27 protein-coding genes and 1 other RNA gene are annotated in these 24,327 nt (G+C 30.5%); 4 read left to right on the top strand and 24 right to left on the bottom strand.

Features of this window, described 5'->3' with window-relative positions; translation table 11 throughout:
• From HMPREF2953_RS06255 to HMPREF2953_RS06200, 12 genes are all read right to left on the bottom strand, one after another.
• Window positions 1-1,470: a S41 family peptidase gene (locus HMPREF2953_RS06255; RefSeq protein WP_049336245.1), complete on the bottom strand. Its 1,470-nt coding sequence runs from the start codon at window positions 1,468-1,470 to the stop codon at window positions 1-3.
• A gap of 201 nt (window positions 1,471-1,671) precedes the next feature.
• Window positions 1,672-1,893, bottom strand: coding sequence for a YozE family protein (locus tag HMPREF2953_RS06250; RefSeq protein WP_019835251.1), 222 nt, complete (start codon window positions 1,891-1,893; stop codon window positions 1,672-1,674).
• Window positions 1,893-2,393, bottom strand: coding sequence for a PTS sugar transporter subunit IIA (locus HMPREF2953_RS06245; RefSeq protein ID WP_049336243.1), 501 nt, complete (start codon window positions 2,391-2,393; stop codon window positions 1,893-1,895). Before HMPREF2953_RS06245 ends, HMPREF2953_RS06250 begins: the two co-directional genes overlap by 1 nt.
• Before the next feature lie 12 nt (window positions 2,394-2,405).
• On the bottom strand, window positions 2,406-2,834 hold the full coding sequence (gene msrB / locus HMPREF2953_RS06240; protein ID WP_002449905.1) for a peptide-methionine (R)-S-oxide reductase MsrB: 429 nt from the start codon (window positions 2,832-2,834) through the stop codon (window positions 2,406-2,408).
• The gene (gene msrA, locus HMPREF2953_RS06235) at window positions 2,827-3,354 is read right to left on the bottom strand and encodes a peptide-methionine (S)-S-oxide reductase MsrA (protein ID WP_017176321.1); all 528 of its coding nucleotides are present in this window, start codon (window positions 3,352-3,354) and stop codon (window positions 2,827-2,829) included. Before msrA ends, msrB begins: the two co-directional genes overlap by 8 nt.
• A 101-nt stretch (window positions 3,355-3,455) precedes the next feature.
• On the bottom strand, window positions 3,456-4,301 hold the full coding sequence (locus HMPREF2953_RS06230) for a DegV family protein (protein WP_049336240.1): 846 nt from the start codon (window positions 4,299-4,301) through the stop codon (window positions 3,456-3,458).
• 21 nt (window positions 4,302-4,322) lie between these two features.
• Complete coding sequence (locus tag HMPREF2953_RS06225) at window positions 4,323-4,799, bottom strand: dihydrofolate reductase (protein WP_049336238.1); 477 nt, start codon at window positions 4,797-4,799, stop codon at window positions 4,323-4,325.
• Window positions 4,800-4,840: 41 nt separating this feature from the next.
• Window positions 4,841-5,797: a thymidylate synthase gene (locus HMPREF2953_RS06220; RefSeq protein ID WP_070672310.1), complete on the bottom strand. Its 957-nt coding sequence runs from the start codon at window positions 5,795-5,797 to the stop codon at window positions 4,841-4,843.
• Between the two features lie 195 nt (window positions 5,798-5,992).
• Entirely contained in the window at window positions 5,993-6,427 is a 435-nt protein-coding gene (gene brxA, locus HMPREF2953_RS06215; protein WP_017176317.1) for a bacilliredoxin BrxA, read from the bottom strand.
• A gap of 13 nt (window positions 6,428-6,440) precedes the next feature.
• Entirely contained in the window at window positions 6,441-7,556 is a 1,116-nt protein-coding gene (locus tag HMPREF2953_RS06210; RefSeq protein ID WP_049336234.1) for a conserved virulence factor C family protein, read from the bottom strand.
• 17 nt (window positions 7,557-7,573) lie between these two features.
• Window positions 7,574-7,822: a NifU N-terminal domain-containing protein gene (locus HMPREF2953_RS06205; RefSeq protein WP_002449746.1), complete on the bottom strand. Its 249-nt coding sequence runs from the start codon at window positions 7,820-7,822 to the stop codon at window positions 7,574-7,576.
• An 11-nt stretch (window positions 7,823-7,833) separates the two neighbouring features.
• Complete coding sequence (locus HMPREF2953_RS06200; protein WP_049336232.1) at window positions 7,834-8,028, bottom strand: zinc-finger domain-containing protein; 195 nt, start codon at window positions 8,026-8,028, stop codon at window positions 7,834-7,836.
• A gap of 198 nt (window positions 8,029-8,226) precedes the next feature.
• On the opposite strand from HMPREF2953_RS06200, the gene HMPREF2953_RS06195 reads away from it, so the two are divergent.
• Both HMPREF2953_RS06195 and HMPREF2953_RS06190 read left to right on the top strand, forming a co-directional pair.
• Window positions 8,227-8,931, top strand: coding sequence for a queuosine precursor transporter (locus HMPREF2953_RS06195; RefSeq protein ID WP_070672308.1), 705 nt, complete (start codon window positions 8,227-8,229; stop codon window positions 8,929-8,931).
• A 99-nt stretch (window positions 8,932-9,030) separates the two neighbouring features.
• Entirely contained in the window at window positions 9,031-9,432 is a 402-nt protein-coding gene (locus HMPREF2953_RS06190) for a ribonuclease HI family protein (protein WP_070672303.1), read from the top strand.
• Window positions 9,433-9,500: 68 nt separating this feature from the next.
• Here HMPREF2953_RS06190 and HMPREF2953_RS06185 read toward each other — a convergent pair whose 3' ends face one another.
• The 8 genes from HMPREF2953_RS06185 to HMPREF2953_RS06150 all read right to left on the bottom strand — a co-directional run bounded on the left by HMPREF2953_RS06185 (window position 9,501) and on the right by HMPREF2953_RS06150 (window position 17,858).
• A complete protein-coding gene (locus tag HMPREF2953_RS06185) occupies window positions 9,501-10,379 on the bottom strand; it encodes a 5'-3' exonuclease (protein WP_070672300.1) in 879 nt (292 codons plus the stop codon).
• A 16-nt stretch (window positions 10,380-10,395) separates the two neighbouring features.
• Window positions 10,396-13,839 carry a dynamin family protein gene (locus tag HMPREF2953_RS06180; protein ID WP_070672297.1) on the bottom strand — a complete coding sequence of 1,148 codons (3,444 nt, stop codon included), beginning with the start codon at window positions 13,837-13,839 and terminating at the stop codon, window positions 10,396-10,398.
• 163 nt (window positions 13,840-14,002) lie between these two features.
• Entirely contained in the window at window positions 14,003-14,641 is a 639-nt protein-coding gene (locus HMPREF2953_RS06175; protein WP_002455331.1) for an SDR family oxidoreductase, read from the bottom strand.
• Window positions 14,642-14,818: 177 nt separating this feature from the next.
• A complete protein-coding gene (locus HMPREF2953_RS06170; RefSeq protein WP_070672296.1) occupies window positions 14,819-15,955 on the bottom strand; it encodes a THUMP domain-containing class I SAM-dependent RNA methyltransferase in 1,137 nt (378 codons plus the stop codon).
• Window positions 15,956-16,071: 116 nt separating this feature from the next.
• Window positions 16,072-16,458, bottom strand: an RNA gene (gene rnpB, locus HMPREF2953_RS06165) — RNase P RNA component class B.
• 136 nt (window positions 16,459-16,594) lie between these two features.
• Complete coding sequence (gpsB, locus tag HMPREF2953_RS06160; protein WP_002449866.1) at window positions 16,595-16,933, bottom strand: cell division regulator GpsB; 339 nt, start codon at window positions 16,931-16,933, stop codon at window positions 16,595-16,597.
• 11 nt (window positions 16,934-16,944) lie between these two features.
• A complete protein-coding gene (locus HMPREF2953_RS06155) occupies window positions 16,945-17,508 on the bottom strand; it encodes an SLOG family protein (protein ID WP_049336222.1) in 564 nt (187 codons plus the stop codon).
• Window positions 17,505-17,858, bottom strand: a complete 354-nt coding sequence (locus tag HMPREF2953_RS06150; RefSeq protein WP_049336220.1) for a DUF1798 family protein — start codon at window positions 17,856-17,858, stop codon at window positions 17,505-17,507. The genes HMPREF2953_RS06155 and HMPREF2953_RS06150 overlap by 4 nt, the downstream gene beginning before the upstream one ends.
• 261 nt (window positions 17,859-18,119) lie before the next feature.
• Here HMPREF2953_RS06150 and recU point away from each other — a divergent pair, with 261 nt between their 5' ends.
• Window positions 18,120-18,746, top strand: coding sequence for a Holliday junction resolvase RecU (recU, locus tag HMPREF2953_RS06145; RefSeq protein WP_070672438.1), 627 nt, complete (start codon window positions 18,120-18,122; stop codon window positions 18,744-18,746).
• A complete protein-coding gene (locus tag HMPREF2953_RS06140) occupies window positions 18,743-21,088 on the top strand; it encodes a transglycosylase domain-containing protein (protein ID WP_070672293.1) in 2,346 nt (781 codons plus the stop codon). Before recU ends, HMPREF2953_RS06140 begins: the two co-directional genes overlap by 4 nt.
• Window positions 21,089-21,184: 96 nt before the next feature.
• Here HMPREF2953_RS06140 and HMPREF2953_RS06135 read toward each other — a convergent pair whose 3' ends face one another.
• The 4 genes from HMPREF2953_RS06135 to asnS all read right to left on the bottom strand — a co-directional run bounded on the left by HMPREF2953_RS06135 (window position 21,185) and on the right by asnS (window position 24,249).
• Window positions 21,185-21,520: a YpoC family protein gene (locus HMPREF2953_RS06135; protein WP_049336216.1), complete on the bottom strand. Its 336-nt coding sequence runs from the start codon at window positions 21,518-21,520 to the stop codon at window positions 21,185-21,187.
• The gene (gene nth / locus HMPREF2953_RS06130; RefSeq protein ID WP_070672290.1) at window positions 21,513-22,184 is read right to left on the bottom strand and encodes an endonuclease III; all 672 of its coding nucleotides are present in this window, start codon (window positions 22,182-22,184) and stop codon (window positions 21,513-21,515) included. Before nth ends, HMPREF2953_RS06135 begins: the two co-directional genes overlap by 8 nt.
• On the bottom strand, window positions 22,174-22,860 hold the full coding sequence (locus HMPREF2953_RS06125; RefSeq protein ID WP_070672287.1) for a DnaD domain-containing protein: 687 nt from the start codon (window positions 22,858-22,860) through the stop codon (window positions 22,174-22,176). The genes nth and HMPREF2953_RS06125 overlap by 11 nt, the downstream gene beginning before the upstream one ends.
• A gap of 96 nt (window positions 22,861-22,956) precedes the next feature.
• Window positions 22,957-24,249: an asparagine--tRNA ligase gene (gene asnS / locus HMPREF2953_RS06120; RefSeq protein ID WP_070672283.1), complete on the bottom strand. Its 1,293-nt coding sequence runs from the start codon at window positions 24,247-24,249 to the stop codon at window positions 22,957-22,959.
• Window positions 24,250-24,327 lie beyond the last annotated feature (78 nt).

Below are 24,327 nucleotides of genomic sequence, written 5' to 3'. Positions count from 1 at the left end.
CTATTTTATTAATTTTAATAATTTGTCTAAGACCGTGTCTTCATTATTTGATTTTTCAACTAATAATTGAGTGAATTTTTCATTTGTTTTGGTATCAAATTTTCCCGTTTCAGATAGTTGATTATCTGATTGGAATAGTTTAATAGCATTAGCTAATTGATTATCAAATTGGTTTGATTCATCTCCGTTATAATAACCTAAAGCATCTAAACCAATTTTTATTGATTTAACATTTTTATTATTATCGCCAACAGAATATGTTTTATCAGACGGAATAACACTTAATGATTGATACTTTGGAGAATCAATTGTAACATCTGGTCTAATACCTTTTCCATGAATATAATGATCATCAGGTGTTAACCATTTCATTTGTGTATATTTTAATAATGAGCCATCTTTAAGTTCTCGTGTGGTTTGAACGATTCCTTTACCAAATGTTTTTGAGCCATACACTTTAGCTTTATGATGATCTTTCATTGCTCCTGTAAAGACTTCTGACGCACTTGCGGAACCTTCATTTACTAAAATACTCACTTTCATATCTTTAACATCTTTTAAAGCATCATTTGAAGTTTTAATTGCTTCTTTATCATTGCCTTTTTCAAGTTGAACAACAGTTTGACCTTTATCAATAAAAATATTAGCCATTTTAACTGCCTCATCTAATAATCCACCTGGATTATTACGCAAGTCTAAGATGATATTTCGAACACCAGCATCATGAGCTTTTATCATTGCAGATTTTAATTCACCCGCAGTATTCTGTTGGAATTTAGTAATTGTAAATACACCTATGTTACCTTTTTTCTTATATTCCACACTTTTAACATGAATTTTACCACGTTTAATGTTAATATCTTTTTCTTCAGAACCGCGTTTAATAGTTAACTTAACATTTGAGCCTTCTTTCCCTCTTACCACTTTAACAACTTGATCTAAAGGTTTACCTACCACTGACTTGCCATTAACTTTTGTGACAATATCTTTAGGTTGAAGGCCAGCTTTTTCAGCAGGAGAATCTTTCATAGGACTTGTAATCATAATATCTTTATTTTTCTTTTGCATTTCTGCACCAATACCTACAAAATCTCCAGATACATCTTCATTAAAGCTCTTTGTTTCAGACTTTGTCATGTATTCAGAATATGGGTCTTTTAATTCTTTTACCATACCATTAATCGCAGCTTCAGAAAGTTTACTTGAGTTTTGTTTTTTGTAATAGTCTGTATCTAACGTTTTATATGCAAATTCTATTTTTTTCATTTCTTGACGCTCTTCTTTAGTTAAACCACTTAACTTATGATTGATTCCTATCGTCGCAAATACAGCTATAATCGTTGTAATGATAATAACACTTAATAAAATTAAGATAAACTGCCATATTTTCAAATGCATCTTTTTTTTAGTAGATGCAAGTCTTTTCTCATCTGATTGTCCATCATGGTGCTCCTCAGAATGATTATTCATAAAATCACTTCCTCTAATTACATCTTGTCTTTGATCACTTTTTATAAAGACATACCTAGTATGTCTTTATTTTTAAGCGAACGCAAATTATAAGAAATTTTATTTTTAATTAGATAAAAATAAAAAGAGTGGCATATAAATCTAAAATTAAGATTTTATAACACCACTCCATATCATATTTAGACATAAAACGAATTTAAATTAGAATTTTAACCATTCTGTATATTCTTCATATAAATCATCAAATACGGACATAGGTAACGTAATGTCACTTTGCATTTCGATATAGTCTGATAATATGTTGAAGTCACTTTCGTGTTTTGGAAACGATAAGTCATTGAAAATGTCTTCGGCTAATTCACCTTTATCATCTTTACGTCCTCTAGCCGTTAAGGCAAATTGATAAAATGAATGATCTTTCATTAGCTCATTGTCACATCGACAACTTTAGTTTCACCTTTAATAACAGCTTTAACATCATCGAGTGAAATAGATTCTGTTTGATCAGAATTTGTAATAATAATAGGTGAAATAACTGATTTGGCATTATTTCTAATAAATTCTAAATCGAATTTGAGTAGAGGGTCGCCTACTTGTACTGTATCACCACTGCTAACAAGTACATTAAAGCCTTTTCCATCTAACTGCACAGTATCTAAACCAATGTGCACTAAAATTTCAAGACCATTTTTAGTTTTTAAACCAATTGCATGTTTTGTTGGAAAAACATTATCAACTTTTCCAGCAACTGGGGAAACTACTTCACCTTCAGTAGGATTAATACCAAAACCTTCACCCATCATTTTTTGGGCAAATACAGGATCTGGTATATCTTCAATTTTGACATATTCACCTGTTAATGGTGCATATAGTTGAGTTTCTTTATTGACTTCTTTATCTTTACCAAATAATTTTTTAAACATTCTTCATCGCTCCTATTTATTAAAATGTTGAATCAAATCGCCATATCCTAATTCTTCTAATTTTTCGTATGGAATAAATTGAATGGCTGCAGAATTAATACAATAACGCAATCCGCCACTTTCTTTTGGGCCATCATTGAATACGTGACCTAAATGACTGTTAGCATCTTCTGATCTAACTTCAGTTCGAATCATACCAAATGATTTATCTACGAGTTCAACAATTTCATCATCATCTAATGCTTTTGAGAAACTTGGCCAACCACAATCAGATTCAAATTTCTCTTCAGAAGTAAATAAAGGCTTACCAGAAATTTTATCTACGTATATACCTTTATCAAAATGATTCCAATATTCATTTTGAAAAGGAGGTTCTGTACCATTTTCTTGAGTAACGAGATACTCCATATCATTTAATTCGCTTTTATCTTTTTTAATCATTTTGAGACCCCCAATGTGATTCTATAAATGCTTTTCTACCAGAACCGCGTTGATATTGCTCATAATGCATAGGATTTTTTTTATAATAGTCTTGATGGTAATCTTCTGCTGGATAAAAGTTTTTGTAAGGAAGAACGGGTGTGATGATTGGTTTTTTAAAAATACCTTCTTCATTTAATTGTTGGATTTTTAATTCGGCAGCCTTTTTTTGTTGTTCATCGTGATAAAATATTGCTGGTTCATAGCTTTCGCCTCTATCAAAAAATTGCCCTTTATTATCTGTCGGGTCAAATAGTTTAAAGTAAACATCTAAAATATTTTCAAATGACGTAATATCTGGATTATAAGTAATTTGAACTGCTTCTCTATGACCAGTTTGATTTGAACATACTTGTTCATACGTTGGATTTTCTATATTTCCGCCGCTATAACCTGATACGACATCTTCAATACCTGGGTAAGATGTAAAGGGTTTAACCATACACCAGAAACATCCTCCTGCTAAAGTTGCATATGCCATTATATTACCTCCTCTATCTTTCTTTAAATTTACGATATAATGATATTAAATTAAAGTAATTAACTCAGAGGTCAATAACTTAAGTCACCTATTATTAACTATTATCCTCTAACTACGACAAGACCGATAGCGCCTTGACCAGTGTGTGTAGAAATGACTGGTGTCGTTACATTAACATCATAGCTTTGTTGTCCAAATGCTTCGTTAAATTGATTTTTTACTTTTTCAACGAATTCAATCGTATTTGCATGTGCAATACCAATCGATTGAATAGTATGATTTTCAATAAATTTAGCAATTTCTTTTTTTAGATATTGAATACTAGAATTTTGAGTACGTGCATTATGTACGATTTCTAAATATCCCTCTCTAAGTGTTCCTATCGGTTTTATTTTCATAATATTTCCGATTAAACCTTTTGTTTTACTGATGCGTCCACCTTTAATTAATTGATTGAGTTGGCCAATAACAACAAATAGTTTAATATTTTTCTGCAAGTCTGAAATATGTTTAATAATTTCTATACTTGAAAGATTAGTATTTATAAGCTCTACTAAACGTTGAATTTGGTATGCTAATCCAAATGAAATTGATTTTGAATCAATCACATTTACTTTTGCTTCAACCATATTGCTCGCTTGTAAAGCAGTCTGATATGTTCCACTTAATCCTGAAGACATATGAATACTAAAGATTTCTACATCGTCATTGTCATTATCAAGTTGTTCATATAATTCAATAAATTTACCAATTGATGGCTGACTCGTTTTGACGTCAGCGTTTTCTTCAATACGTTTAATGTACTCCTCAGATGAGATATCTATTTGATCTACAAATGATTCTTTATCAATGGTTAAATTTAATGGAACGACATGGATGTTATGTTGATTTAAATATTCAGCTGATAAATCTGAGGTAGAGTCTGTAACGATTACTTGTTTAGTCATAATTTCTCCTCTTAGTTTATTTTATTTTCGCACTAAATGTAAAAAGGTATGTGGAATAGTATTTTTTTCATCAAGTTGACCCTCTTCAGAAGATACAACCGTCCAATCTTCAAATGTGTAGGGAGGGAAAAATGTATCACCTTGATGTTTTCCGTCTACTACAGTGATATACATATCGTCAACTTTATCAATCATTACTTCAAATAATGTTTGGCCACCGAAAATAAAAACATGACCCTCTAAGTTGTAGATATCATCTATTGTGTGAATCACTTCAACGCCGTCAGGTTTAAAATTGTTATCACGAGTTAAAACTACATTTTTTCTATTTGGTAATGGTTTGCCAATAGATTCAAATGTTTTTCTACCCATTACAAGTGTATGGCCAGTTGAGAGTTGTTTTACATGTTTTAAATCATTTGGAATATGCCATGGTAGAGCATTTTTATAACCAATGACACGTTGTTGATCATGTGCCACTAAAATTGACAAGGTCATTTATCATATCCCCTTTTAGTTTATTTTTAATTAAAGATAGATTACACAGCAATGGGCGCTTTAATTGCTGGATGAGATTGATAATCTACAAGTTCTAAATCTTCATAATTAATATCAAAGATTGATTGTTCAGAGTTTATTTTTAATGTAGGAGGTGCAAAACTTTCTCTAGAAAGTTGAGTCTTGATTGCCTCTATATGATTAGAATAAATATGTGCATCTCCAAAAGTATGAATGAATTCTCCAACTTCTAAATTACATTCTTTAGCAATTAAATGCGTAAGTAATGCATAACTTGCAATATTAAAAGGTACACCTAGGAAAATATCTGCACTACGTTGATAAAGTTGACAACTTAATTTGCCATCTTGTACGTAGAATTGAAACATTGTATGACATGGTGGTAATGCCATACTATCAATTTCAGTCGGATTCCATGCTGAAACAATGTGTCTTCTCGAATTAGGATTTGTCTTAATTTGCTGAATAACTGTTTTAAGCTGATCGAAATGATTACCATATTGATCTACCCAATCACGCCATTGTTTTCCATAGACATTTCCTAAATCACCATATTTTTTAGCAAAAGTATCATCATTTAACACTTTCTCTTTAAATTTTTTCATTTCCTGTTGATACATTTTATTGAAATTTTTATCTTTTTGAGAACGATGTCCAAAATTTGTCATATCTGGACCATGATAATCTTCAGATTGAATATATTTTTCAAAAGCCCATTCATTCCAAATATTATTATTATATTTTAATAAATACTGAATATTAGTATCTCCTTTTATAAACCACAATAACTCAGTAGCAATAAGTTTGAAAGATACTTTTTTTGTAGTGAGTAAAGGGAATCCCTTCGTTAAATCGAAGCGGATTTGATGTCCAAATTTAGAAATGGTACCTGTATGTGTTCTATCATCACGTTGATTACCAATTTCTAAAATGTCATTACATAAATCGTGATACGCCGAATCAAAAGGATTGAGCATATGTACATCTCTCCTAAATTTTATATTAATTATCATTATACTAGAAAATAGAAAGATATTGAATGAATTATATTATTGAGTATATATTATTTCAAAACATTTTAATATTTAAAAATCTCCAATAATAAATTATCAAACTGAGATAATTTATTATTGGAGATGCATATTAAGATAGAGTAAATTAATCTAATAATATTAACAATTTTCGTCGAAAGCATCTTTAATATCCATACAAATATCTTGAATATCTCTACCTTCAATATGTTCACGCGGAATAAAATGTTTTAATTCTGTACCTTTAAATAAAGCATACGAAGGGCTTGAAGGTACTTGTTGGATATAATCGCGCATTGTTTGCGTTGCTTCTTTATCTTGTCCAGCGAACACTGTGACTTTATGTGTTGGCTTTTTATCATTTTGATCAGCAACTGCTACAGCGGCAGGTCTCGCTAAACCAGCAGCACAACCACATGTAGAATTAATAACAACAAATGTTGTTTCGTCATCTTTAACATTGTTCATATAGTTTGATACATCTTCACTTGATTCTAAACTTGTAAAACCATTATCAGTTAATTCAGAACGCATTTGTTGTGCTAGTTCATGCATATATTGTTCATACGGATTCATATAAAAAACTCCTTTAATGTTTATTACGATTAGCGATTTGTTTCCATACGGAACCTAATGCTTCATCGCCATTTTCAATTCTAGAAATTGCCATTTCCACTTGAAGTTTTACTTCGTAAGCATTGTCGTTTGCATGCGCCCTTAGAGATGCTAGTTGCGCTTTGCTACCTTCTTCAAATAAAAACATTGCAGCTCTCCAACGAACAATTTTTTGTGGATCATCAAGTGCTTTTTCCATTTCTGGCAAAGCTTCTTTATAACCTAAATCACTGATACAGTCTCCAGCTGTACGTCGAATAGCAGGATGCTTATCATTTAATCCTTTATACAAATATGGCAATATTTCTTTACTTTCAATCATACCAAATAAAACAATCGCTTGACGTCTTAATGGTAACTTATTTTCATTTAAGGCTTGCTCTAAGAGTGGAATATCCTCAAGTGTTGGTGTTGGAAATTCTGTTAACATTCTGAGACGTACTTTCCAGTCTGATTCATTCAAGTACTCCTCGTATGAAACATGTTGATAAAAATGAGATGTACTTTTCGTTTGCGTAGATAAAGCTTGAACGACTAATTGTTCCAATCGACTTTTTGGATACAATGCAATGATTTCTTCATAAACTTCTTCCATAACTAAAGAAAGTTCTCCATAACGTAAACCAAGCTCTTTCCATTTTCTAAGAAAAATAACATTATCATCATCTTCTTGTGCTTTAAGCATACTATTAATAAAGATATCAGGTAGTTGTTTACGTATTTCTTCATGAGCATTTGTTAATTTAATTTGATATGGGATATTTTTAAAAGTGAGTATCTCTGCTTTCACTTCTCCATAGTGTTCATCAAGCTGAGATGATTGACTAATAGTTTCCTCTTTTTGAAGTGACGCAGTAATTTGAGGTAATACCTCTTCCCAATTTGCTTTCGGATACTTATCAATAGCTAAAAAGTCAATTACATGAAATATAGATTTAACATCTTTAATTTGTAATAAGTCATTAATAAAATCAGGTTGAGATGTTTTGACTTCTGTATATGTGTTCGACTGATTATCAGCACGTTTTTCACTTAAAACGATTTTCATTGTATTTGGGCTTGGTGTTGGTTCAATTTTTAATATTTCCACTACTGTTCCTCCTAAAATTAAAATGTGTCTTCAATTTTAGGTACAAGATCATCCCAATTGGCATATTCCTCTTTATCTACTGAAATAAAATCCATGACATAAAAAACTGACTTTACTCCTTCGATATCAAATAATCGATTAATAAAATCAGGTTGCCCATCTTGAGCAGATGTATACGTATTTGATTGATTATCTTTACGTTTTTCACTTAAATTAATTTTAATCGTATTATAATTTGGTGTGTCTTCAATTGACTTTATATGCATAAAATTCCCTCCTATTGAAGTTCATTGCCTAATTGCTTAATTTGCTTACCTATTGAACATTCAGAAATACAAAAATGATGTGCTTGTGTTTTTCCTTCTGTTTTTCTAATGTGTGTTTTCAGTAAACATTTATCACAATAAGTATTCATTAATTTATCAATTTTTTCTATTGCATTTTGTTCGGAATGTGTAAGTATAACTTTCACTCCTTATACTTAATTTTATAAATATGGAGTTATTATAACTTATATGATGATCATTTTAAAATAATCGATTTTATTTTTTATTATTTATAATATGAATTGATTAATGAGTATTGAATTTGAATTACTTTTACTATAAAATATTAAAGTTGCTTAGCGGTTTCTAAACACCCGCATTATCAAAATTTAGGAGGATAAATGATGTATAATGAATTTTTTGGCATTGCTACTTTTTTTGTAACATTTATTGTAATGGTTTTAATGTATCGTTGTTTTGGTAAACAAGGTCTTATCGCTTGGGTAGCTATCGGTACAATTATTGCTAATATCCAAGTCATCAAAACGGTTGATATTTTTGGTATCTCAGCAACTCTAGGTAATGTAATGTTTGCCTCTATCTACCTAGCTACAGATATTTTAAATGATATTTATGGACGAAAAGTTGCTAAACGTGCTGTATGGTTAGGCTTCTCATCAACTCTTGTTATGATAATTGTAATGCAAATGTCATTACATTTTATACCCGCACCAGAAGATATATCTCAAAAAGCATTATCTACGATTTTTGATTTAGTGCCGAGAATTGCTTTAGGTTCAATTATTGCTTATATTATAGGGCAACATGTAGATGTGTTCATCTTTTCAATGATAAAAAAAGTTTTCCAATCAGATAAAACATTTATTATTAGAGCTTATGGAAGTACGGTATTAAGTTCAATTATTGATACTGCATTATTTGTAACTATCGCATTTATTGGTACATTGCCTGCAAGTGTTGTATTTGAAATCTTTATTACTACGTATGTTTTAAAATTAGTCTCAACGGTTTTCAATGTTCCATTTGGTTATATTGCGAAGTCATTCTATCGAAATGGAAAAATTCAAAAATTAGACGAAAGTTATTAAAACAATCATACATGCATATTGTTTAGATTTACTAAGCAATATGCTATTTTTAAATAGACAAATAGTGTTTAATTAATGCTTAAACTAGAGGTGTTTTTAATGGCTAAAATATTTTTTGATGCTGCGACGAGTGGCAATCCGGGACGTAGTACGTGTGGGATAGTAATTAAAGAAAATGATATTAAATATAATTATACACATGATTTAGGAGAATTGGACAACCATAGTGCTGAATGGTCTGCATTCATTCATGCATTAGAGCATGCTCGTGAATTAAATGTTTCAAATGCTTTATTGCATACAGATTCTAAATTGATAGAAGATAGCGTGAATCAAGGTTATGTAAAAAATGCGCGTTTCAAACCATTTTTTGAAAATATGGAGATTTTAGAAGCAAGTTTTGATTTGCTATTTGTAAAATGGGTTTCAAGAGATAAAAATAAAGAAGCAAATCAATTAGCACAACAAGCTCTATACAAATTAATTAAGAATAAACAATAATAATGTAAAAAAGAAGATAAAAGAATTTATGTTGAATTCTTTTATCTTCTTTTTTTATCTGTTTTACATTAAAATTTTGAAGCAAGATATTTACCAGAGACATAAAGTTCGTGTTCATTACAAATTGAAAGAATATGATTCAATGAATGTGTATACTTCATTTCTTCATATAATGCAGTTGTATCAATAGGCACATCTGTATAGATTTTCGCTAATTGTTTGGATAGAATCAAATTTTCTTTATCAATTGCAATTTTTTTCTGTTGATTAGGTGTAAGTGATTCGATATTGTCTAGTACGTTTTCAACGCTACCATAAGATTGTATTAATTTAATGGCGGTTTTTTCTCCAATACCTTTAACACCAGGATACCCATCTGCTGAATCTCCCATAAATGCTTTAATATCAATAAGTTGAAGTGGATGTAATGCATACTCTTCATTAAAACGATTAAGAGTATAATGATGATAAATATTAAAACCTTTTCTGATTAACCAGACTTCTACTTGTTCATTGATACATTGTAAAATATCTCTATCTCCAGTTACAATATGTACTTCATTATCTTTTGAATATATTTTAGCGAGTGTTCCTATGACATCGTCTGCCTCATAATTTGCAACACCGATATTCACAAAACCAAATTGTTCTGAAATGTCTTTTACGTAATCGAATTGAGGTATCAATTCTTCTGGTGGTGCAGGTCTATTTTGTTTATAAGAAGTATACATAGCATTTCTAAAGGTCGCTTTCCCCATATCCCAACATATCGCAACATGGCTTGGTTTAATATCCTTAATTGCTGTAAAGATATGTCTAACAAAACCCTGAATCCCATTGGTTGGAATGCCTTTAGAATTATACATAAATTGATTGTGTAGACTTGTAGCATAAAAATGTCTAAATAAGAGCGCCATTCCATCTACAAGTAAGACACGTTGAGTCATATATTAATCCTTCTTTCTAATTTAAAAGTGGGTCCAATTGTTGATTTACTGTTTCTAATTGTTCAATGAGTGAATCATCGATACGTTTAGATAATAAGTCATTGATTTGTTCTAAAACATTATTATTTAACTGATTAAGTTCGATGTTCGCGTCGTGAGTTAAGTTAGAAACATAATAATCTAATTGTTGTTTTAATGCGTTTAGTGATGGTTGTAGTAGTTCTAATGTATTTGAACAAATCATTTCTTGTAGTTCTCTTTGCGCATTTGCATTTAAAATTTTACGTTTAGACAACTGTTTAGGTAAAACTGAAAGCATCTCTTCTAAACTAATACGTAATAGTGCATCATCAGTAAACGGCGCTGTTATTTTAAAATGAGATTGGATAAGTACATGAACTGAATTTAATTTTTGAATTGTTGGTGCTATTTGTTGATCTAATTGAGAAGTAAAGTATGTTTTTATTCTTTCGACTAATAAAGTTTGTTCTAAATATAATCGTTGATGAACTTGATCTAAGTACATTTTCGTAGCACGTTTCTTTTCATCATTAAAATCATTATTTTGTGTCATTTGACTATTATATACTTTTTTAACCTCATCTAATAATTGAAGCTGTAATCGTTTATTTAAATGATAGATTTGTTCTTCAACCTCATTTTTAGTATGCTGCTCACTTGTATGAATCATTTGGTTAGTTAATGGTGTTTTATCTTTATAAGTTTCAAGTTGTTGTTGTCGTTCTAACATACGTGTTTGATTTGTTTTAAATTCATAGATGATTTGATTAAAGTTATCGCGCATTTGTCCGATTTGATGAACCATTTGCTTTTCTAAAATCGTTTTCGATTCAGTTTCGACAAAATGATTAATACTTTCTTTTAATTTAAGAATGCCTTCATCTTTAGTCTCCAATGCACGTTTACTTGATACACCGAATAATTCAGATGGCAGATTCACTTGAGATAGAGCATCTTTTACATACTGCTCCACTGCTATTAAATCTTCATTAGTTTCAGCTAAATCTACCGCATTAATAATCATTTTAAATGTCTGTGCTTCATTTAATTGGTTAATATCTTTCATATGTTCAATAAATGCTTTGTCATTATCAGTAAATGAGTGATTAAAATAGCTCACATATAAAATTAGGTCTGAAGAAGTTAAGATTTGTTCAGTTTCATTTGTATGTCGTTGATTATTAGAATGTAACCCTAATGAATCAACGATAATTTTGTCTTTTAACCAATCCAGTGGAAGGTGTATATGAACGGTTTTAACAAATGTAGCGTATTCGTCTTCAGCACTCCATTGCTTAATTTCATGTTGTGAAATAGTATGTGTTATACCTTCTTTTAGCATATCTTGGTACATTGAAAAGTGCTTCTCTACTGATGTTATAAAAGCCAATTGATTTTTTTCTAATTGTTGTTTTAAAGACTCAATATTACTATTCATAAATTCTTCTAAAGAGTTAAAAGAAACGTTTTGATATTCAAGCAATTGATTTAATTCATTTAACAATTGCGTATTTGTTTTCAAAGTAATTTGACTATCATGACCATATGAGATTTCAGTTGTAGCTGCCGTTGTTGGATTAGGTGAGCTTACAAGATAATGATCTCCAAGTAAACCATTAATCAAGCTACTTTTTCCTGCACTAAATGTACCGAACACACCTATTTTTACAATTTTATTATCTATACGTTGCAATGTTTCTTTGATGTCTTGCTTTGTTTTATTGAATAAAGGAACAGGCTCAATGATAGCCAGTGCTTTCTGAATATCAAAGTGATGAGTTCTCGTAGCCTTAGTTGATGTAATATCTTCGTCTAAATCATTTGTTGAAGATATGGTTGATTGATTAAGTTCATAATGTATTTCTGTTCGATCAATTAATTTATCGAGTGAGTCATTCATATGTATATAATAATGTTTATAATTTTCAGTTGTTAATGACTGTTTTAAATTCTTGAACTCAAGATACTGTTCATATAAATGTGCATCATTATTATCTATGTTAGATAATTCCGTTGCTTCAGTATGTTCAATAATATCTTTAAATAATGAATCTGATTGTTTTTCGACAGCGCGTGCAATTGCTTTTACAACGTCATCACTAAATGTGAGCACATAGGTATTATTAATGCTTGTTTGTACTTGATATAAATTAGAAATTAAAGTAGGTTCAATTTGATAATGTTGATTTAAAATTCGTTGATTCACTTCAGAATGATGGATAAAGCGAGTTATAAAAGATAAATCTTCACGCATGGGTTGACGAATGTGTCGATTCACTTTTTCTTGTAAACGGTCTACAACATTTTGTAAACGTTTTGCTCTCTCTTCTTCTGTTTTCTTTTTTTTATTTAGAAGACCACCCACTTTGAAGTCTAAAGCCATGCTTTCAAGATAATAATGAATATCTTCTCGCATATCATGAGTCATAATATAAGCATTATCTAATATATTTTTCCGTTTTTCTTTTAAGTACATTAATAATTGAGAAGAATGATTTAATAATTGTGCTTCTTCACTTATAGCTTGATTCTGTTGAAATTGTTTATAGGATTCTTCAAATTCGGATTCATTGATATTTAAGTCGTCAAGTATATTTTGCATATGCTCTTGAATATATGAAAGCTGAGTACGATGTATAAATTCAATGATACGTGTTACAAAATCTTCAATAGGTTCACGTAGTTTATCTTTTTCTTCTAAAAACTCTGAGAATAAATGAAGTTGATTGTTTGGATGATCAAATTTACTAACATAAAATAGTTGATCGACTTTAATATCCCAATCTTGTATAGATTGTTCTACTTTTTGTTTAAATGTATCAAAAGAAATTTCATTCTCATTATGCTTATCAATTTGATTGATAACAAAAATAATAGGTATGCCTACTTGATTCATGCGTTTCATAAATTGGAAATTGAGTGCAGACTGAACATGATTATAATCAACTGTATACACAATCATATTGCTTGTATATAAAAATTGTTCAGTAGTGGATTGGTGTGTAGAAACATTTGAATCTACTCCTGGAGTGTCTTGTAATGTAAAACCAGAATTAAACTTATTTGAAGGGAACTTTATTTCAATAGATTCCACATCCATATTTAATCGGTTCATTATTTTTACATCATCATACGTTTTTAACTTAACATAGTTTTGATATTCTAAATTAGCAATAATCTCTTCTTCTTTTGAAACAGAAACTATAGCCGTATTACTCGTCGTTGGTACAGGTGAACTAGGCAATATATCTTGTTCTAATAATAAATTGATTAATGTTGATTTACCAGCTGAAAAATGTCCAACAAATGATAAAGTATATTGATTTAAATATACTTTTTTAATCACTTGATTTATCGTATGTACTAATGCGTCGTTATTCGATTTTTCTATTTCTTTTTTTAGTTTGTATAATACATCTAATTGTTCATTATTTTGCATAATGTTATCCCCTTTATTTCACTCACTCTAAAATATAAAAAAATTAAGGTTATAAAACTAAAAAGAATTATAACCTCACTTTTAGGGTGATAAAACTAAAATATCTTTAGCTGTGTTTATTAAATTTTATCATAAGAAATAATAAAAACCTATATAGAATGAATTAGTTAAACCAAGCTGGTTTATCGCCATCAGTATTTGGTTTATTTACTCCAATATTTTGTCTAGAATAAAGTTCAGGTTGTTTCGCTATACGTACTGCTAAATTGGCTACACTTCTTCTAGAAACTTCTGTTCCTTTAAAGGTATCGCCTTTTTGAGTAATTTCATAATCTGATTCATTTTTAAATGTTAACCAAGCAGGACGAATAATTGTATAATCTAAGTCAGACGCTTCAATTAAATCAGCTGCTTTACGATATTTAGTTAATTTTTCACCAAATTGTTCTTTGTTAAATGTATTGAATTTATCTGGTAATTCGTCATAAATACCAGGAGCCGCCACAAATATTAAACGTTTAACATTCTTTTTGTTCATGGCATCTATAATGGCTTGTGCTTCTCTATCTAGGGATCCTGATAAACTTGCAAAAACAATATCTACTTGATCTAATGCTTTTTCTAAATCTTCAACATTTTTAGCATCACCTTCAAAGACAGTGATACGATTAGAAGCGTAATCAGGAATACGGTGGGCATTTCTTAAAAATAAATCAACATTAAAACTAGAATTCTCTAAGAAAATTTTAGTTGCTTCAATTGATACTTTTCCGTTAGCCCCTACAATTAAAACTGTTTGCATAACTTACTCTCCTTACTATACTGTTTAAATGTGCTGTGTTTTTAACACGCTTACTAATAACTTTACAATAGTCACTATTATAGTGCTAATAAATACATAAATTTTAAATAAATATTATCTAATTTATTAAGAAAAATTTACAAAATTAATTATTTTCAAATAAATCTTCAAATCAATTTATTTATCAATATTAGGCTTTTTTCCCCAGTATTGATAATACATGCATTCGATATAACCATTAAAAAGTTTTCGACGTTTTGTTGCTTTACGATCAACTAAATACTCAAATTCTTTATTACTTGTAAGGATATATGTTGATAAATACGGGTGTTGTTTCATTAGTTTACCTACATATCGATACATTTCTTCTACTTCATCTCTATCTCCAATACGTTCGCCGTATGGTGGGTTACCAACTAACGCTACAGGCCCTTCTTGGTCGATAGTTAATGTATTAACATCCTTAACACTAAATTGAATAATATCACCTAGGCCTACTTCTTCAGCATTACGTTTAGCAATTTCAACCATTTCTGGATCTATATCAGACGCATACACTTGAATATCTTTATCATAGTCAGCTTGTTGATCAGCTTCATCACGCATGACGTCATAAATATTAGGAGGCATGATATTCCATTCCTCTGATACAAATTCTCTATTAAAACCTGGCGCAATATTTTGAGCAATTAAACATGCTTCAATAGCAATTGTTCCAGAACCACAGAATGGATCAATAAAGGGTGTATCACCTTTCCAATTGGCTAAACGTACTAAGCTAGCTGCTAATGTTTCTTTAATAGGTGCTTCACCTTGTGCAATACGGTACCCTCTACGATTTAGCCCTGAACCTGACGTATCAATGGTAAGTAGGACATTATCTTTAAGAATGGCTACTTCAACAGGATATTTCGCACCACTTTCATTTAACCATCCTTTTTCATTATAAGCTTTTTTAAGACGTTCAACGATAGCTTTTTTAGTAATGGCTTGACAATCAGGAACGCTATGAAGTGTAGATTTTACACTACGACCTTGGACAGGAAATTGCCCCTCTTTATCGATAATTGTTTCCCAAGGTAATGCTTTTGTCTTTTCAAAAAGTTCATCGAATGTTTTAGCATTGAAGCGACCTACTACTATTTTTAATCGATCAGCTGTACGTAGCCATAAATTACATTTTACAATGGCATTAGCATCACCTTCAAAGAAAATACGTCCATTTTCAACTTGCGTATCATAACCAAGTTCTTGTATTTCTTTAGCAACTACGGCTTCAAGACCCATTGGACACACTGCTAATAATTGATACATTATTTCATCTCCTTTGTCTCATATCATATTAGTATATTAACAAATATTAAAATAATTATGTATACAATATAAAAAAGCTCTCCATAAAAAGGGAGAGCTAAACTAGTCCGTGATATCTCTATAAGCCATGTTCTGTACCATTGTACTCATAACGTACACTAGTTGTACTGGTACTTTGGTGGTAACCATCTGTCTACAAATCTTTACTATGCGAGTAAAGATGTCTCGTTTATACGTTGAATTCCGCTAAACAAGTGCTCCTACCAAATTTGGATTGCTCACTCGAGGGGTTTACCGCGTTCCACCTTTTATATTTCTATAAAAGCTACGTCACTGTGGCACTTTCAAACTATTTTAACCGTATCAATTAATGACTTAGGTTATTTCATTGCCGTCAAATTAATGCCTTGACTTATTGTTTCATCAAGCACGAACACTACAATCATCTCAGATTGTGTGAGCATGGACTTTCCTCTATATTTCTATAGCGATTACCCAAAATATCACTTGTGTGAGTATAACATAATTTTAAAATATTTAATAGAATTTTAAATAGATAAATAATTAGCTATCAAAATCCAACATAATAGCAATCAAGCATGCTTCGTAACAAGCTTATATCTTTAAGATACCAATGTATTATTTACCAAAAACAGCTTTTTCAAGATTAGAAATTCTTTTTAAAATATCTACGTTATTATTCGCTGATTTCGAATTACTTGAAGCAAATGACTTATTATCAGAAGGACGTGAAGTTGCAACTCTGATTCTCAATTCTTCAACTTCTTTTTTAAGTTTATTATTTTCCTCAGATAGTCTGACTACTTCGTTATTCATATCAGCCATTTTCTGATAATCAGTAATGATATCATCTAAAAAAGCATCGACTTCTTCACGACGATAGCCGCGAGCCATCGTTTTTTCAAAGTCTTTTTCATAGATATCTTTTGCTGAAAGCTTTAAAGAAACATCTGCCATTAATTTCCACCTCATTCAAAACTTTGGTCTTGTTGCCATTGTAAATCGTTAATAAAGTCAGTAAGTTCATCAAATGTCACAATATCACAATTATAAGTCGTTTTTTCCATAAAATCAACTAACATCCTCTTAAAATATTTTGGACTTCCTTCTTGTTCATCATCATAAATTAATAACGTCATATCTGTATGATCTAATATGAATTGGTCTGTTTGTTTAAATTGAAAAGGTCCTTGATATTCAGAATGAAATACACTATCTAGAAATTGTGCATTACTAGCAATAGATTCATACTTTGCTATATTGTGTTCATTCCACTTGGAGGTATGACCATAAAATGGTGTGATAATACCTAATTTTAACTCGGGATATGTGTCTTGTAATTTTAATACTACTTCAGCTGCCCATAATTCAATACCGATTTGTCCTTGAATAAGTACCCATTCTAGCCCTTCGTCAATATACTGTAACAATTTATGTTCTATAAATTGTTTAAGGTAATCCACTTCTTTCATATCATCTTTAAATATATTTAACTCAAATGATTTATATCCAGTCACATATACTGTTTTCAATGCATTGATTCCTCTTTATCTTTGATATATTTAAACAAATTGGTAAGATCATAATTAACGGATTTCAATTTTTCATTAAATAACTTCTTACTTGTTTTATTGTAGTGACACTCTACAGATAATTCCTTAATATGTTTAACTAACATTTCTAATTTTTCTTTATTCATATAAGGAAATTGGATTAGTTCATCATCATAATGAGATAATTCTTCAGTTAAACCATCAATTTTTTTTACATAAGGAACAACATCTCGATGAAATTGCTTCTCTGACTGTGTCAATTTTATTTCATTATAGCTTGACGCCATGTACTGTAATTCTTTAAGTAGTTCATTAATTAATGTGTACATAACGATGCCTCCTATATTCTTACAATTTATTACAATTATTATAGAGTATTGTTTAGATATAAATTTTACATTATTACAAATTTTTAAACATATTGTTTTCACTGTTAAAGCACGTTAAAATAGAATAGATAATTAATGAATATATTTAATTATGTGTAGTATAATATAAATATTATGCTCATTTCATTATTATCATATTATAGTTTAATATTATTCTCTTAGACATTGAAAGTGTAATATTAAATTTGTGTGGTGAGTATGATAAATTATCCAAATGGAAAACCATTCAAACTAAATCCTACTAAGGTTGGAAGTAATCAAAGTGAGGCTTCTAGTAACATTAAATATGGTGGACGAGGTATGACTCTCGAAAAAGATATTGAGCAATCTAACAATTATTATTTTAAGCATGGTGAGGCTGTTATACATAAGAAACCTACTCCTATTCAAATTGTAAATGTTCATTATCCTAAAAGAAGTAAAGCTGTAATTAATGAAGCATACTTTCGTACACCTTCTACAACTGATTATAATGGCGTTTATCGAGGCTATTATATTGATTTTGAAGCGAAAGAAACCAAAAATAAAACGTCTTTCCCTTTAAATAATATCCATGATCATCAAGTAGAACATATGAAAAGTTGTTTTCTACAAAAAGGACTCGTCTTTTTATTGATTAGATTTAAAGTGCTTGATGAGGTATATCTATTACCTTTTTCGAAGTTTGAACCTTTTTGGGAAAGATATAAAAAGGAAATAAAAAAATCAATAACAGTTGAAGAAATCAAAAAAAATAGTTACTATATTCCTTATCAGTATCAACCTAGATTGAATTATCTCAAGGCTGTTGATAAGTTGATATTAGATGAAAGTGAGGACCGCGTATGACGGAAAATAAAGGATCTTCCCAACCGAATAAAGGCAAAAATGGGAAATCCAAATCAAAAAAGAATAAGAATGTAAAAAGAACGATTATTAAGATTATAGGCTTTTTGTTCATTGCCTTTATCGTGTTACTTCTACTCGGTATACTTCTATTTGCATACTATGCTTGGAAAGCTCCAGCATTTAATGAGTCTAAATTACAAGATCCAAAGCCTGCTGAAATTTATGATAAAAACGGTGACTTGGTTAAGAAATTAGACAATGGTGCACGTAGAGAACATGTTGAATTGAAAGATGTTCCTAAAAATATGAAAAATGCCGTGTTAGCAACTGAGGATAATCGCTTCTATGAACATGGTGCTTTAGACTATAAACGTTTATTTGGTGCTATTGGTAAGAACGTAACTGGTGGTTTTGGTTCTCAAGGGGCGTCTACTTTAACACAACAAGTGGTTAAGCGTTCGTTCCTTTCAGAAAAGAAATCTATTGGACGTAAAGCGCAAGAAGCTTATCTATCTTATCGTTTAGAGCAAGAGTACAGTAAAGATGATATTTTCCAAATGTACTTAAATAAAATTTATTACTCAGATGGTGTATATGGCGTTAGGGCTGCAGCTAAATATTACTTTAATAAAAATTTAAATGAACTTAATTTAGCTGAAGAAGCCTATCTAGCTGGTTTACCACAAGTTCCTAACCTGTATAACATTTATGATAACCCGAAAGAAGCTGAAAATCGTAAAGAAACTGTTTTATACTTAATGCACTACCATCATAGAATCTCTGATAAACAGTGGAAAGAAGCTAAAGCTACTTCATTAGAAGATAATTTAGTAAAACGTACAACAAAAGAACGTCAAATATCTAATGATGATTCTAATAGTGAGTATGATTCTTACGTTAATTTTGTTAAAGCTGAATTAATAGGCAATAAACACTTTAAAAATAAAAACTATAGTGATTTAATGCAAAGTGGTATTAAGATTTATACAAATATAGATAAAAACGTTCAAAAAACGCTTCAAGATCGCATTGATAATGGTGATTACTATAAAAATGATGATCAACAAGTGGGTTCAACCATTCTTGATAGTAAAACAGGAGGCGTTGTAGCCATTTCTGGTGGGCGAAATTATAGAGATGTCGTTGATCGTAACGCTGCTACAGATACACACTTGACTGGTTCATCACTGAAACCATTCTTATCATACGGTCCAGCAATTGAAAATATGCAATGGGCTACAAACCACGCAATGCAAGATGAATCAAGTTATTCCATTGATGGTGGTACATTCCGTAACTATGATGGGCAAGGTCATGGTACAGTATCTGCATACGATGCATTAAGACAAAGTTTTAATATTCCTGCTTTAAAAGCTTGGCAACAAGTATCATCAAATGCAGGTAAAGATGCTCCAAAAGATTTTGCGTCTAAAGTTGGTTTAGATTATGAAATTGATTTAGGGCCATCTGAAATTTTAGGTGGCGGTGCTTCTGAATTCTCACCTACTCAATTAGCATCAGCATTCGCATCAATAGCTAATGGTGGTACTTACAATAATGCACATTCAATTCGCAAAGTTGTAACATCTGATGATGAAACTATCGAATTTGATCATACAAGTCATAAAGCGATGGAAGATTATACTGCTTACATGCTTGCAGAAATGTTAACTGGTACATTTAAACCATATGGTTCTGCTTATGGTCACGGTGTTGCTGGCGTTAATATGGGTGCTAAAACAGGTACAAGTACTTATGGTACAGAAGTTAATAATCAATATAACTTACCTGACAATGCAGGCAAAGATATTTGGATGAATGGTTTTACACCTAAATATACAATGTCAATATGGATGGGCTTCAGCCAAATTAAAAAAGGCGGTGAAGATTCATTCTTAGGACATTCTGAACAAGAATATGCACAATATCTATATAAAGATGTGATGTCAGATATTACTTCAAGTAATGACGGAGACTTCAAAAAACCTGATTCAGTTGTTGGTTCAGGGGCAAGTACACTATCTGTTAAAGATCATCCAGATAATAATACAACGTCAGGAAGTAAATATGATAACAAGTCTACTAGTAGTTCAGATAGTAGCTCATCAAACGATTCAAGTAATTCTACTTCTACCAGTGATAATAGCTCAAATACTACACCAACAACGAATACAGGTAATACAACTGGTAATTCAGCAAATAATTCAACTACGAATAACAGCGCTAACAATAGTACCACATCAACTCAACAAAATAGTAATAATGATAATACAAATAACAATAATGGTTTATCTAACATATTTAAAGCAAATGCAATTTTTAATTTTAGAAAAGCGTCGTAATAGCTTTAAAAACGACATAGTCTTTTATAAGGCTATGTCGTTTTTTTTAAAATTTAAAAAAGTCTAGAACAACTTTGCTCTAGACTATCTTTCATATTAATTATTATTTTGACTTTTTCTTCTAATTTGATATGAAGCATTCATTTTAATAAGCTCATTTTTTAATGTTTTCATTTGACTATACCCCATAAAGTGGTATTTTCTTTTTAACATATATTGATATCGTTCTAAAAAATTCATAGGAACAACGGGATATTGGTCTAAATGATTTAAATCAATAGACTCTATTTCATTAATTTGTCTAAAGAACAAAAGAAGCAGTTCAAAATAATCATCGATATATTGTTTGGCTAAATCAGAATTTAGTTGTCTTTTCTTAGCATAGCTATCAAGTTCATTTTCTAGCGATTCAAATTGTGATTTATTAATCATTTGATCCGACTTCCTTTTTCATTGCTTTCATGCGTTTTTGCCCTTCTCTACAATCTTCAAGTAATGGACAAATATTACATTTTGGTTTTCGAGCAATACAATGATAACGTCCAAAAAAGATAAGTTGATGATGACTTTTACTCCATCTTTCTTTTGGAATAATATCACACAAACGTTCTTCTACTTGTTTAACATTATCTTTCCACTTATTAATACCTAAACGCTTTGAAACACGTTCAACGTGGGTGTCTACTGCCAAAGAAGGCTCATCAAAAGCTACACTCATGACAACGTTCGCTGTTTTTCGTCCGACTCCAGCTAAACTTTCTAAATCTTTATGTGTATGAGGAACTTGTCCATCGTACTGGTCGAGTAAGGATTGGCACAATTTTTTAATATTTTTTGCTTTATTACGATATAAACCTATTGATTTTATATCATTCTGCAATTCTTCTATATCTACTTTTAAATAATCTTCAGGTGTTTTATATTTTTTAAAAAGTGAACGTGTCACTTTATTAACTAAATTATCTGTACATTGCGCAGATAATAATACAGCTATTGTTAATTCAAACGGATTATCATGTTTTAATTCACATTCTGCATCAGGAAACATATCTGCAATAACATCAATCATTTCTAATGCTTTTTTCTTACTTACCATCTAGATTCTCTCCATTTAACCAGTCAAATTTAGGTATATGTTTTACAGTATGAGTTAATTTAGGTTTATTGAATTTTTCTCTCACTTTGTTAGATTCTTCTAAAGTTGTTACATTGTTTTTCTTCCAATTTAATAAGATACGATCAACATATTTAAAGCTTAATTTATCATGACTATATGCTTCATCTAATGCAGCACGTATTAAAGTGTAATCATGTTGGTCTACATCAATCCATTGGTTGAGCGTTTCGATTTCATATGGTGATAATGGTCTCGAAAACAACTGTTCAATATATTGAAATAATTCCTTAAAGTTTTGTTGCGTTTGATGATGTGTAGTTTCATTTTTTTCTTGAGTTAAAATATTACTTAACTTTTCGTAAAAACGATTTAAATTCATATATTCAGTAAATTTTCCTTCCTCATCTTTACTTACATGCAGTGCAAGTAAATCACGCTGAATTAAATTTTGAATAATTGATGTTATTTCTCTCGACTCCATATTTGAACCTTTTTGCAAAAATTCTATTGAGGGTTGTTTATTAGAAACTTCAGCGGCATAAATCAACTTAATCAAAATGACTAAATCTTTTTCATTTAAACCTAATTCATTGTAATGATCGAAAAGTTCCCTTCTAACTACAACAGGACGAGTTTTAAGTTGATGTGTGTCCATGATACCCCTCTCTTTCTTATTTTAAAAAGTGGGAGTGAGACATGAATAACATCATTTAGTCTCACTCCCCATGTATGATTTATAAAACGTGATATTTTATGGATATAAACGATTTAATAAACGTGGGAATGGTGATGTTTCTCTCACGTGTTCAACGCCTGAAATCCATGCAACTGTGCGTTCTAAACCTAAACCAAAACCACTGTGTGGCACGCTACCATAACGACGTAAGTCTAAATAGTAGTTATAACTTTCTGTATCAAGTTGATGTTCATCGATACGTTGTTCTAATAATTCTAAATCATTGATACGTTCAGAACCACCAATAATTTCACCATAACCTTCTGGGGCAATTAAATCTGCACATAAAACTGTGTCTTCGTTGTCAGGGTTAGGCTGCATATAGAATGGTTTAATTTTAGTTGGATAGTTTGTAATAAATACTGGTAAATCATAATGATTGGCTATAGCTGTTTCATGAGGCGCACCAAAGTCTTCACCCCATTCAATGTCATCAAATCCTTCTTCTTTTAAGAACTTGATAGCATCATCATAAGAGATGCGTGGGAATGGCGCAGATACTTTTTCTAATTTACTTGTATCTCTATCTAGCGCTTTTAATTCTAATTTACAATGTTCTAATACAGATTTTACGATATGAGATACATATTGTTCTTGAACCTGTAAACTTTCTTCGTGATTTGTGAATGCCATTTCAGGTTCAATCATCCAGAACTCAATTAAATGACGTCTTGTTTTAGATTTTTCAGCTCTAAATGTTGGTCCAAATGAGAAGACACGTCCATGTGCCATAGCTGCTGCTTCCATATATAATTGACCACTTTGAGATAAAAATGCATCTTGATCAAAGTATTTAGTATGGAATAATTCACTAGTACCTTCTGGTGCACTTGCAGTTAAGATAGGCGGATCAATTTTAGTAAAGCCATTTTCATTAAAAAATTCATATGTTGCTCTAATGATTTCATTTCTAATTTTCATTACTGCATGTTGCTTTTTAGATCTTAACCATAAGTGACGATGATCCATTAAGAATTCTGTACCATGGTTTTTAGGTGTAATTGGATAATCGTGAGCTTCATGAATGACTTCAATTGATTTTACTTGCATTTCATAGCCTAAATCAGAACGATTATCTTCTGTAATCGTACCTATGACATATAGTGATGATTCTTGTGTAATGTCTTTAGCAAGTTTAAATGTTTCTTCATCGACTTCTGATTTAACGACAACGCCTTGCATAAATCCACTACCATCACGTAATTGTAAAAATGCAATTTTACCGCTTGAACGTTTATTTGTTAACCAAGCGCCAATTGTGACTTCTTGATTAATGTATTGTTTTGCTTGTTTAATTGTTGTTTTCATAATCAAACTCCTACTTTATTTTCTTTTTATACAATACTTATTTATTTTATCAAAATAGAAAGTGAACTTCTAGCACCT

Source organism: Staphylococcus sp. HMSC072E01 (genome assembly GCF_001814125.1).
In the GTDB taxonomy this organism is placed as follows: domain Bacteria; phylum Bacillota; class Bacilli; order Staphylococcales; family Staphylococcaceae; genus Staphylococcus; species Staphylococcus hominis.
This window is presented reverse-complemented; position numbering and strand designations above follow the sequence as displayed.